At 74.0% G+C, this 11110-nt stretch carries 7 protein-coding genes, 1 rRNA gene and 1 pseudogene; 5 read left to right on the plus strand and 4 right to left on the minus strand.

What is annotated here, in order from left to right; all coding sequences use genetic code 11:
• Nucleotides 1-20 precede the first annotated feature (20 nt).
• A 5S ribosomal RNA gene (rrf, locus tag SLP03_RS10835) occupies nt 21-137 on the plus strand.
• A gap of 283 nt (nt 138-420) precedes the next feature.
• On the plus strand, nt 421-1047 hold the full coding sequence (locus tag SLP03_RS10840) for an NADPH-dependent F420 reductase (protein WP_319460422.1): 627 nt from the start codon (nt 421-423) through the stop codon (nt 1045-1047).
• A 63-nt stretch (nt 1048-1110) separates the two neighbouring features.
• On the opposite strand, the gene SLP03_RS10845 is transcribed toward SLP03_RS10840, so the two are convergent.
• On the minus strand, nt 1111-2922 hold the full coding sequence (locus tag SLP03_RS10845; protein ID WP_319460423.1) for a VanW family protein: 1812 nt from the start codon (nt 2920-2922) through the stop codon (nt 1111-1113).
• Between the two features lie 197 nt (nt 2923-3119).
• On the opposite strand from SLP03_RS10845, the gene nudC reads away from it, so the two are divergent.
• The gene (gene nudC, locus SLP03_RS10850; protein ID WP_319460424.1) at nt 3120-4043 is read left to right on the plus strand and encodes an NAD(+) diphosphatase; all 924 of its coding nucleotides are present in this window, start codon (nt 3120-3122) and stop codon (nt 4041-4043) included.
• 46 nt (nt 4044-4089) lie between these two features.
• Here nudC and SLP03_RS10855 read toward each other — a convergent pair.
• A pseudogene (locus SLP03_RS10855) lies at nt 4090-5350 on the minus strand (polysaccharide biosynthesis protein); the annotation flags it as partial.
• Nucleotides 5351-5439: 89 nt separating this feature from the next.
• Entirely contained in the window at nt 5440-7629 is a 2190-nt protein-coding gene (locus SLP03_RS10860) for a hypothetical protein (RefSeq protein WP_319460425.1), read from the minus strand.
• Between the two features lie 147 nt (nt 7630-7776).
• Here SLP03_RS10860 and SLP03_RS10865 point away from each other — a divergent pair, with 147 nt between their 5' ends.
• Together SLP03_RS10865 and SLP03_RS10870 are read left to right on the plus strand one after the other, a co-directional pair.
• Entirely contained in the window at nt 7777-9495 is a 1719-nt protein-coding gene (locus SLP03_RS10865) for a hypothetical protein (RefSeq protein WP_319460498.1), read from the plus strand.
• A complete protein-coding gene (locus tag SLP03_RS10870; protein ID WP_319460426.1) occupies nt 9492-9653 on the plus strand; it encodes a hypothetical protein in 162 nt (53 codons plus the stop codon). The genes SLP03_RS10865 and SLP03_RS10870 overlap by 4 nt, the downstream gene beginning before the upstream one ends.
• A gap of 70 nt (nt 9654-9723) precedes the next feature.
• Here SLP03_RS10870 and SLP03_RS10875 read toward each other — a convergent pair whose 3' ends face one another.
• Complete coding sequence (locus SLP03_RS10875; RefSeq protein ID WP_319460427.1) at nt 9724-10893, minus strand: glycosyltransferase family 4 protein; 1170 nt, start codon at nt 10891-10893, stop codon at nt 9724-9726.
• Between the last annotated feature and the right edge of the window lie 217 nt (nt 10894-11110).

The following is an 11110-nucleotide window of genomic DNA, read 5'->3' on the forward strand; positions in this document are numbered from 1 at the left end:
GTTTGACATGTCGATAGAGTTACGGCGGTCATGGCGGAGGGGAAACGCCCGGTAACATTCCGAACCCGGAAGCTAAGCCCTCCAGCGCCGATGGTACTGCACTCGGGAGGGTGTGGGAGAGTAGGACACCGCCGGACAATCTTTCCAGATGAGGTCACCCTTCGGGGTGGCCTCATCTGCGTTTCCAGCACTTTCACCGAGCGGGCCACGAATGGTCCACCGCCTTCGGTGAATCCGCCCTAACGGCCCGTCTCGTCTCGTACCGTCGGTGCGGGACCGCCCGCGGTGCGTCCCCCGCCGTGGTGGCGGAGAACAGGACGTGGCGTACGCCTCGTCCGCTATCGGGGCGGACCGGCCGGGGTACCTGCTGATGGTTCGACCGGAACTGACCGCCAGGCGTTGGCGGAGGCAGGAGTGGTCATGAATATCGGAATTATCGGGTCGGGGCACATCGGTGGCACCCTCACCCGTCGACTGCGCGCGCTGGGGCACGACGTGACCGTGACCAACTCGCGGGGCCCGCAGAGCCTCACCGACCTCGCGGCGGAGACCGGCGCCACGGCCGGCACGCTCGAGGATGCGGTGCAGGGGGCGGAGTTGGTCGTCTTCGCCATTCCGGTGAAGGCCGTGCCGGAGCTGCCGGCGGAGCTGTTCGACGGGAAGCTGGTGATCGACGCCAACAACTACTACCCCCAGCGGGACGGCGACATCGCCGAGCTGCTCGACCGGAGCCTCAGCTCCAGCCGCTGGACGGCCGAGCACCTGAAGGGCGCCCGGGTCGTGAAGGTGTTCAACAACATCCGAGCCCCACATCTGATGGACAACGGCAGGCCGGCCGGTGCGCCCGACCGCATCGCCCTGCCGGTGGCCGGCGACGACGTCCAGGCCAAGCAGGTGGTGATGGAGCTGGTGGAGGAGCTGGGCTTTGAGCCGGTGGACGCCGGCACGCTGGACGAGAGCTGGCGGCAGCAGCCCGACACCCCGGTCTACGGCACCGACCGCGACGCGGCCGGCGTACGCCAGGGGCTCGCGGACGCGCGCCCCTGAGGTCGTACGACGAAAAAGCCCCGCCGGCGACGAGCCCGGCGGGGCTTTTGCTCGCATGCCGTGTCAGGACGGCTCAGGGCCGCAGACGTACTTCGGCTCGGCCTGGTACGTCCAGCTGAACTTCTCCCGCTTGACCACCTTGCCGTCCTTGCGGATGACCCGGAAGGCGTCCTGGCTGAAACCGTCGATCCCGTTGCTGGGGATGCACTTCGGGCCCGGCTCCAGGTGGATGGTCTTCGGGCTGGTGGTGTTGCGGCGGGGGCCGTACTCGGTCTTGACGCTGTCGTAGATCTTCGTGCTCCACATCGAGACCGTGATCGTGCTGGCGGTGTACGCCGTGTCGATCAGCACCCCGTGCTGCGTGTTGTTCCGGAACTTGAAGTCCAGGTCCGGCCAGAAGATCGTCGACTCGATCACCGCCGGGTACCGGTCGAACCAGTACGAGTGCGGCTTGTGCTCGACGTCCTCCATGCCGGCGTAGTAGGCGGCGTTGAAGATCGTCGTGGTGAACTGCGAGACGCCGCCGCCGACCCCCGGCACCAGCTTGCCGTCCACGATCACGGGGGCGTCCTGGTAGCCCTGGTCGTAGCCGCGCTCACCGGTGTGGCCGTTCAGCGAGAACGTCTCGCCCGGCTTCACGATCGTGCCGTCGACGTCCTTGGCGGCCTGCACGATGTTCTGGCTGCGCGGCGAGGAGAGGCCCCCCGGGAACCGGGTGGTGAAGGTGGAGACCCGCTCCTTGATGCCCAGCTCCGCCAGCTTCGTCTCGCTCAGCTCCGGCTCGGCCGGCTCGAGCTGGGCGGTGACGGTCCGGCCGTCGGCCTTCGGTAGGACGGCGAGCAGGTCGCGGCTCAGCGCCGCGCCGTCCAGCTGCTGGCCGGCCCGACCGGGCACGACCTTGGGCTTGCCGCCGGCGATGGTCAGCCCGGCGTTCTGCGGCTCCACCTCGATCTTCGCCAGCCCGTCCCCGAGCGCGGTACGCAGCCGCTTGACGTCCACCCGGGGGACCATCTTCCCCGCCTCGTCCGCGGAGAAGCGCAGGCTACCGGCGATCGCGCTCGCCGGGATGGTGAGCGAACCCTTCTCGGTGGTCAGGGTGACCGGGGCGGCGACGGCCGGCTTCGCCAGCTCGTCGAGCAGCCGGTCCACCTCCTCGCGGGTGGTCGCCGGGTGCTTTTCGACCAGCGGGACCGTGGCCGGCCGGTTGTCGAGCCAGGCTGCCTTGACCGCCTCGGCCGAGCGCGGCGGGTCGAGGGTGAGGCTGGGCTTCGGGTAGACCGGCTTGGGCGTGGTGCCGGTGAAGATGATCGTCGGCATGGTCATCTCCCGGCCCCGCCTTCCCACCACGGTGCGGAGCGCGGCGTCGAGCCGGTCGACGTCGACGGTCACCACCGGGTCGACCGAGCGGGAGCCGACGAGGCGGCTGACCGGATGCGCGTCGGCGGCGGCGGCCGCCGCCACGGTGGCCTCCACGTCCACCGCGAGGCCGACGTCCGCCGGCTTGACCTCGGCGGTCCGCTCCCCCACCGTGACGCGGACCGGGGCGCTCAGCGCCCCCGCGCGGCGCTCCAACGCCGTCCGCAGCTCGCGGGCCGCATCCGTCCGGCTGAGGCCACCCAGCTCGGCACCGAGCACGGTGGTGCCGCGGGGGATGTCCCCGGCGTACGCGTAGGCGCCGGCGCCCGCCACAGCGGCCAGCACGGCCGCGGTCACCCCGCCGGCCAGCAGGAGCCGCCCGCGCCGGAAGCGCGACCCGGCCGCCGGCCGGCCGCCCGATCCCGTCGGTTCCGGCTCGCCGCCCGGCCAGCTCACCGCGGTGACCTGCACCGTGGGACGGTCGTCGGTTGGTGGGGGTTTTTCGCCGTACAGCGTCACAGCTACCTCGATCGGAAGTACCACGTGGGGAGCAGCTCCCCCACCCGGAAGACAACTACGGTATCCAACGCTCGAGCCGGCCGGGAGGGTCCGCCCGGGCATCTCCGCCGCCGCGTGTCGGACGGCCGGCGGACGGTGTCGCGACGGTCACCCGCCGCCGGTCCCCGCGCACGGCCGGCCCGTGGGACGGTGTCCGGGTGCAAACCGAAGAGCGGACCATGGCGTACGGCGGCGGGTGGCTGGACCGGGCCGCTGCGCTGCGGGCGGACCCGGAGTGGATCGCCGCGCGGTTGACCGACCGGGAGAGCGTGGTGCTGCCGCTCTGGCGGGACCACTGCCTGGTCGGGCCCGACGGGAGCCCGGTCCGGCGTGGCGTCGCCGAGGCCACCGAGCTGCTCGCCGCCGCCGACGAGACGGTCTTCCTCGGCCTGGACGCCGGCGCGGCGGTCTTCGCCGTGGACGTCTCCGCCCGTACCGAGCGGGAGGCGCGGGAACTGGCGGCGGCGGCCGCGGCGGTGGACGTCCGGGCCCTGGCGGGCGGGCTGCGACCGGCCGAGGCGGCGGTCCAGGCGTACGCCCGGGGGCTGCTGCACTGGCACCGGGGGCAGCGGTACTGCGGCGGCTGCGGGGCCCACACGGTCGCCACCGGCGGCGGGCACACCCGCACCTGCACGGGCTCCGGCTGCGGCCGGCTCCTCTTCCCCCGGATCGAGCCGGCGATCATCGTGTTGGTGGAGGCGCCCGGTGAACCGGACCGTTGCCTGCTGGCCCGGCACCGGGGCGCCCCGGAGGGGTCGTGGTCGACGCTGGCCGGCTTCGTCGAGGTGGGCGAGAGCCTGGAGGACGCGGTCCGGCGGGAAATGGCCGAGGAGGCCGGGGTGACCGTCGTCGGCCTGTCGTACCAGGGCTCCCAGCCCTGGCCGTTCCCGGCCGGCCTGATGGTCGGTTTCCGGGCCACCGCCGCCTCCGAGGAGGTGCAGGTCGACGGCGAGGAGCTGGTGGAAGCGCGCTGGTTCAGCCGGGACGAGCTGCGCGAGCGGGTGGCCGCCGGTCGGCCGCTGGGCCGGGCCGACTCGATCGACCACCACCTGCTCGGCTCCTGGCTGGCCGACGGCGACTGACGGCGCCGGCGCTTGATGTCGGAGGCGTCGATGTCCCTGCCGTCGCAGAGCCGGCCGGCGCCGATGGGGCCGGGCAGCCGGTGTCAGCGTCGCGCTGGTCGGAACACCAGCCAGCACATCACCGCGGCGGTCCCGGCGGCGGTGACGAGCGCGCAGGTCAACACCCCGGTCACCGTGTGCGGCGCGATCAGCCGAGCCGCGACGGCCAACCCGACCGCGGCCACCCAGAGCGGCGCGGCCGGCCAGCGCGCACCGGTCGCCACCCGGTCGTTGACCAGCATGAAGACGACCGCGTACAGGGCGCCGGTGGCGGCGAAGAGCGGGGCCTGGTCGGCGAGGTGCAGGTAGTCGGTGCCCCCGGCGAGCCGGAACGCCAACTCTCCGGCGAACGCGGAGGCGGCGACGAGGAACGCGCCGCAGGCGGCGATCACGGCCATCCCGAGGGCGCGGGCCCGCCGGTCACCCTGGGCCAGCCGGGGCAGCAGAAGCAGGGTGACCACCTGTGGCGCCCAGAGCGCACCCTTGGTCAGCACCGACCCGACCGCGTACCCGCCGGAGCCGGCGGCCGGGAGCAGTTGACGGGCGAGGATCAGGTCGGCGTACGAGATGGTCAGCATGGCCAGCGTCGCCCCGCACGCCGTCATCACCTGCCCAGGGCGCAGCTTCCGGTCGTCCGGGGTGGCCGATGCGGGTGTCGTCAGGTCGGCCGGCGCGGCCGGCACGGCGCAGGTGTCCGCCGTCGGGGGTGCGGTGAACCGGCCCGGGGCGGCCAGGCGGGCCAGCAGCGGGAGGGCGAGGAAGCCGGTCACCGTGCCGAGCAGCAGGCAGAGGATCGGCCCGCGGCCGAGCGCCAGGCCGACGATCAGCCCGCCGTACCGGCCGGCGGCGAGGACGGTCATCGCGGCCGAGAGCCGGACGAAGCGCTGGTCACCCTGGAGCTCGCCGAGCCACCGGCCGGCCAGCACGGTGGCGAAGGTGGTCACCGCGAGCAGCAGCGTCAGCGTGATCGGCAGTCGCAGCAGCGCCGCCAGCATTGGCGCCGCCAGCGCGGTGACCCCGGCGGTCAGCGCGGCGGTGAGCAGGGCCAGTCGGGCGGTGGCGGTCGGTCCGCGCCGGGCACGGTGGACCGCAACGGCGATCTGCAGCCCGAAACCCGGCACGGCTGCGATGGCGCCCAGCGCGAGCACCGTGGCCAGCGCGCCGAGGTCGGCGGGGGCCAGTTGCCGCGCGCCGAGCACCGGGACCAGGTAGGCCAGCGCATTGGTCAGGGTGGTGGCCACGGTCACCGCCGCGCCGGCCGCGCCCAACCCGGTGCTGCCGGACCTCCCGCCGCCGCCCTGCGCCGGGCCGCCGTGTGCCGCCCGGCCGTCGTCGACGGCGGTGCGGTCGTCCGTCCTCACTGGCGGGCGGTGGCGGAGCCGACGGTGACCTCGTTCGTGCAGAGCGTCACGTCGGGGCCGTGCAGGGTGAGGTCGACGGCGTCGTCGCCGCCGGTGATCTCGAAGAAGACCTGGTGCAGCCCGCGCTGCACGGGGAACTCCCGGACGCCGTCGCCGAGCCGCAGGGTGGCGGTGGCGTCAGCCGAGGCGAGGTAGCCGACCCGGACCACCCAGTCCCATTCGATCGGGTTCCCGTTGAGCGGCATCCGGACCATCTGCCCGTCGGTCAGCTTGTAGCCGCAGCCCTCCTCCGGCCCGGGCCGGACCGACGGCCCGTCCACACCGAGCGCGGCGATCCGGCCGGAGTCGTCGAAGACGGACGGGTTCTCCGCCTCGGTGACGAACACCGGCCGGTCGGAGAGGGGTCGGAAGAACCGGGACTGCTTGTTGTACGGAGCGGAGAGGTTGAGCACCACGTCGTTCGGGACCACCCGGTCGAAGAACACGGTGCCGGGCGGGGCGCCGGCCAGCTCGGTGCGGACCGTCTCCAGGTAGGTGCGGCCGGTGTTGGTCGCCCACTCGTCGCCGTACCGGGCGGTGGTCCAGGCGGTGCCGAGCCCGGCCGCGACCAGCACGGCGGCGAGCGCCGCCGCGACCGGCTCACGGTTGCGGGCCACCACGTCGGGCACCCGGTCGAGATCCGAGGCGCCGGCCCGGGGCGCGGGGACGGCCGCCGGCTCGGGCGAGGGCAGATCCGTCGTGGCCCGCCGCATGGCGGGGGCGGGACCGGGTGCCGTCTCGTCCAGGCCCATTTCCGCGTGGATGATCCCCCGGCGCGGTGTGGGCGGTGCCATCTCCCCTGGTGCGTCCGCCGACGGTGCGACGGCAGCAGGCCCTCCGGCCGGCTCGGGGACGGTCTGCTCCGCGATCCCGGTGGTCGCCGCAGCAGCCTCGGCGACCGGCGCCGTGTCGTCCGGCGCGGCCGGCGCGTCCTCCGCCTCCGGCGGTGCAGCCGGCGCGTCCTCCGCCTCCGGCGGTGCAGCCGGCGCGGGGGCGGCCAGCCCGAGCAGGGCGACGCCGACGCAGAGCGCGGCCACCACGGCCACGTCGCTGACGTAACGGGGCACCGCCCCGGCCAGGTCGCTGAAGATCGAGCCCAGCCGGGTCGCGGCCAGCAGCGCCGCAACCACCAGCAGGTACGTTCCGAGCAGTACCCAGGCCCGCGCGGCGATCCGGCGCAGCCGCAGTGTGACCACGATCAGGGCGACCAGGGCCGCCCAGGCCAGCCAGCGCCCCAGCTCCGGCGGTGCGACCACCGGCGCGCCGTCGCCCGCGCCGAGCCAGTGCCACGGCCCGCCGAACAGGCCGGGCACCAGGGTCGACCCGAGCAGCTGTTCGAGGAAGGTGAGCACCTCGAAGAGGGAGTTCGGCTGGCGCAGCGAGGACTCGGCGCGGGACAGGTAGGCGGCGAGGAAACCGACCGAGACGGCGGCGAGCATCGCCCAGGACGCCCACCAGCGGCGCAGCGTGGTCGCCACCGCGCGTACCGGGCCGCCGTCGGCGAACAGGCACGCGGTGAAGAGGAAGACCAGCGGTACGACCAGCAGCGTCTTCTCGAAGAAGAGCAGGCCGAGCAGGACGGACAGGGCGAGGGAGACCAGGTGCCGCCTCCGCCTGGTGCGGACGTACTTCAACTGGGCGCCGAGGGCGAGCACCATGGCCAGCTGCATCGCCAGCATGTTGGCGCCGACCGCCCACCAGGAGGTCGCCTCCAGGGTCAACGGGCTGAACAGGAACATGCCGAGCGGGACCAGCAGCAGCCAGCCCGGCCGCAGCAGTGCCCGCAGCAGCCGATGGAAGGCCACCGCGATCAGCGCCTGACCGATGATCATCAGCAGCACGTACGGCCAGTAGGCGTACCCGAACGCGTGGGTGACCAGCCAGGTGAGCAGCCGCGCCGCGGGCATGAAGTGGTTGTTGTAGAGGGTGAACAGGAAGCCCGGCGTGAGATCCGACCCGGCGGACTGGGCGACGAGCACCCAGTCGTCGGCCGCGAGGAAGCCTCGGGAGGCGAGCTGCGCCCGCCAGGCGAGGCTCACCAGGATCATCGCGACGCCGACCGCTCGGACCGGGTCGGCGCGTACCCAACTGCCGATCCATCCGCTCTCGTCGGGTGGCGTCGTCGCCTCCGGTCCCGTCAATGCCATGGCGGGAAGACTGCCACACCGGCCACCGCCGGCCCCATCAGGTCAACGGATGGTTCACGGATGGCCGGCGCGCCGGAACGGCCGCGTACAGTGGCCGCCACCAGCGCGGCCCGGGTCGCGCCCCGGCAGTCACGTGAGGTCGAGGAGATGCGCGAACGGCTGGTGCCGCACGGCGTGGCCGCCGCCGTGACGGCGGTGGTGCTCGCGCCGCTGGCGCTGCCCGGGTACGTGCTCCGCTACGACATGGTCTTCGTGCCCCGGCAGCCGTTGAGCTGGGACGTCATCGCGCCCGCGTCCGCGCTGCCCCGGGCGGTGCCGCAGGATGCCGTGGTCGCGCTCGCCACCGGGCTGGTGCCGGGTTGGCTGGTGCAGCGGCTGGCGCTGGTGGCGATCCTCTACCTGGCCGCGCTCGGCGCCGCCCGGCTGGTGCCGACCGGACGGACGTCGGTCCGGGTGGTGGCCGCGCTCGGCTATGCGTGGACGCCTTACCTGGCCGAGCGACTGTTGATCGGGCAGTGGGGGCTGCTGGTGGCGTACGCCGCGCTGCCCTGGCTGGTCGAGGCGGCGATCGGCGTACGGCTCGGTCGGCCGGGCGCGCTGCGCCGGCTCCTGCTGGCCGCCGCGGCTTCCGCGATCACCCCGACGGGCGGGCTGCTCGCGCTCGCGGCCATGGCGGTGCTGCTGCCCGGCCGTTATCCGGGCGCTCGGCGGTCGGCGGCGACCGCCCTCGGGACGGCGCTGCTGGTCAACGCGCCCTGGCTGGTGGCCGGAGTGGGCAGCGCGACCGGTGGGCGGTCCGATCCGGCGGGGGTGGTCGCGTTCGCCGCCCGGTCGGAGAACTGGGCCGGACCGCTGGCGGCGCTCGCCGGCACCGGTGGGATCTGGAACGCGCAGACCATGCCGGCGTCGCGTGGGGCCGCGCTGGCGCCGCTGGGCACCGCGCTGTTGCTGCTCCTCGCCCTGTACGGCGTACCCCTGCTGCGCCGGCGCTGGCCGGCCGGGGTGGCCGGGCGGCTCGGGCTGCTCGCGGTCGGCTCGTGGCTGGCGGCGGCGCTCGGCGCGCTGCCCGGCGGTGTGGGCCTGCTCGGCTGGCTGATCGCCACGGTGCCCGGCGCGGGCCTGGTCCGGGACGGTCAGAAGCTGCTCGTCGGGTACGCGCTGGCCCTGGCGCTGGCCGGTGCGCTCGGCGCGGAGCGGCTGGCCGGCCGGCTGGCGGAGCGCTTCGACGCGTACACCGGTCAGGTGCTGCTGGTCGGCGCGGCGCTGCTGCCGGTGGCGATCCTGCCCGATCTGGCGTTCGGCGCGCTCGGTCGGCTGCGCCCGGTGAGCTGGCCGGCGGACTGGGCCGCCGTCGCCCGGCAGGTTGACGACCGGCCCGGCGAGGTGATCTCCCTGCCGTTCCAGGAATACCAGCGGTACGGCTGGAACCGCGGGCAGGTGGTGATCGATCCGGCGCCCCGGTACCTCGCCGCGCCGGTGCTGATCGACGACACGCTGCGGGTCGGTGACCTGGCCGTGGCGGGTGAGGACCCGCGCGCGGCCCGGGTGCGGGAGCTGCTCGCCGCCGGTACGCCGCTGACCGCCGCCGGCCCGCGCTGGGTGCTGGTGCAGCGGGCGGCCGGCCCGTCACCGCCGACGAGCACCCTGGCCGGTCTCCGACTCGTCCACGCCGGACCGGAGCTGACCCTCTACGAGAACCCCCGCTGGTCGGCGCCGGGCGGTCCGTCGCGTCCCGGGGCGGTGGGGCTGGCCCACATGATCGCCGGAACGGTGGTGGTGGTCATCGGTTTTTCGGGCGCTGCGCGCGTACGACGACGCGTGGTAGCGTCCCGGCACGCGAGTCCCGCGGAAGGAGAAGGTGGATGAGGAACCTGCCCGCGTTCGTGGCCGTCGGTGTGCTCGGGGTCGTGCTCGGCCTGCTCGGCAGTGTCGGTCTGAAGGACGCGCTCAGCCCGTCCGCCAAGGAAGCTGCCAACACCAAGGTGAGTGAGCAGGGCGCCGACATCGTGTACGGCACGCGCTGACGACGAACGGAGCCGGGGGTCCGCTGGTGCGGGCACCCCGGCTTCTGTCTTTCCGCCCGCCGCCGACCGGTCAGCGGCCGGCGCCGCCATGGGCGATCTGGGCGACCAGCTGGGCGAAGCGGGTACCGGTCGCGGCCCAGGTGAACCGGGACGCGTGCGCGAACGCCGCCTCACCCATGGCCTTGCGGCGCACGTCGTCGGCGAGCAGTTCCCGTACCTGATCGGTGAACTCCCGCTCGTCGTCGACGAGCAGGCCGGTCTCGGTGTCGACCATCGCCTCGGCGACGCCCCCCGCGTAGCGGAAAGCGACCGTGGGGGTGCTCCGGGCGGCGGCCTCGACGATGGTCAGGCCCCAGCCCTCCTTGAGTGACGGGGTGAGCGCGACCCAGGCCGCGGAGAGGACGGCGTGCTTCTCCTCCTCGCTGATGAACCCGGTGAACCGGACGTGGTCGGAGATCCCCAGCTCGACGCTGAGCTGCCGCAGCGGCTGCTCCCACCAGCCCTGACCGGCCACCACCAGCTCCAGGTCGGGCAGCTTCCCGATCAGCTCGGCCACCGTGCGCAGGGCGATCTCCACCCGCTTGTGCGGGACCAGCCGGCCGAGCACCAGCAGCGACGGGTGGGTGCTGCGGGGCAGCGGCGCGCCGGTCACCGGCGGGGTGCCGTTCGGGACCACGTCGATCCGCTCCGCGGCCACCCCGAGCTCGGCCAGCTCCGCGCGGCTGGCCTGCGAGACGGTGACGTACCGGCAGCGGCGGTAGAGCCGGACCGCCAGCCAGGACTCGATCCACCAGCCGAGCCGGGCCATCCACGGGCCGAAGACCACCGGCCACTGTTCCCGGTGAACGTGGTGCACCAGGGCGAGCACCGGCCGGCCGGCGTAGAGCGGGGCGAAGAACGGCACGCCGTTGCAGACGTCGACGACCAGGTCCGGCCGGCCGAGGCCGCGCCGGCTCAGCGGGCCCAGGCCGAGCCGCCCGGCCAGGCAGGTGAGCGCGGCCCGGGCGTACACGGTGTGCCGGGAGCCCCGGCGCAGCATCCGTACCCCGTCCGCGGTGGTGTCGGCCGCGCCGGCCCGTTCGTGCGCCGCGCAGAGCAGCGTCACCTGGTGACCCGCCGCGACCAGTTCGGCGGCGATCCGTTCGACGTAGACCTCCGAGCCGCCGCCCTCCGGGTTGCTCGTGTCGCGCCAGTTCAGGAACAGCACGTGGCGAGAGGTGGGGGTTCTGGAGTTGTCCACGCTGCTCCTACCGATGAGTAAGCGGCACGATCGCGCCACCCTAGGGCGGTCGGGGCCGCGTACGCAATGGGCCGAGACGGTAACGCCCGCAGATGACAGCTCGTCGATCAGGGGTTTGCCGGCGGCGGAAAACCTTGGCAGGGTGTGCACCGCAGAAGCGTGTGGTGCCGGTGGCCAGGGTGTGCCCCCGCCCGCGACACCCGGGACCTGCGGCCGG

Origin of the sequence: Micromonospora sp. RTP1Z1 (assembly GCF_033804685.1) — a bacterium.
Lineage (GTDB): Bacteria > Actinomycetota > Actinomycetes > Mycobacteriales > Micromonosporaceae > Micromonospora.

Excerpts from the sequence above, each read along its gene's own strand:
- SLP03_RS10860 (WP_319460425.1), bottom strand. The coding sequence starts at position 7,629 with ATGGCATTGACGGGACCGGAGGCGACGACGCCACCCGACGAGAGCGGA.
- SLP03_RS10840 (WP_319460422.1), top strand. The coding sequence starts at position 421 with ATGAATATCGGAATTATCGGGTCGGGGCACATCGGTGGCACCCTCACC.
- SLP03_RS10870 (WP_319460426.1), top strand. The coding sequence starts at position 9,492 with ATGAGGAACCTGCCCGCGTTCGTGGCCGTCGGTGTGCTCGGGGTCGTG.
- SLP03_RS10865 (WP_319460498.1), top strand. The coding sequence starts at position 7,777 with ATGCGCGAACGGCTGGTGCCGCACGGCGTGGCCGCCGCCGTGACGGCG.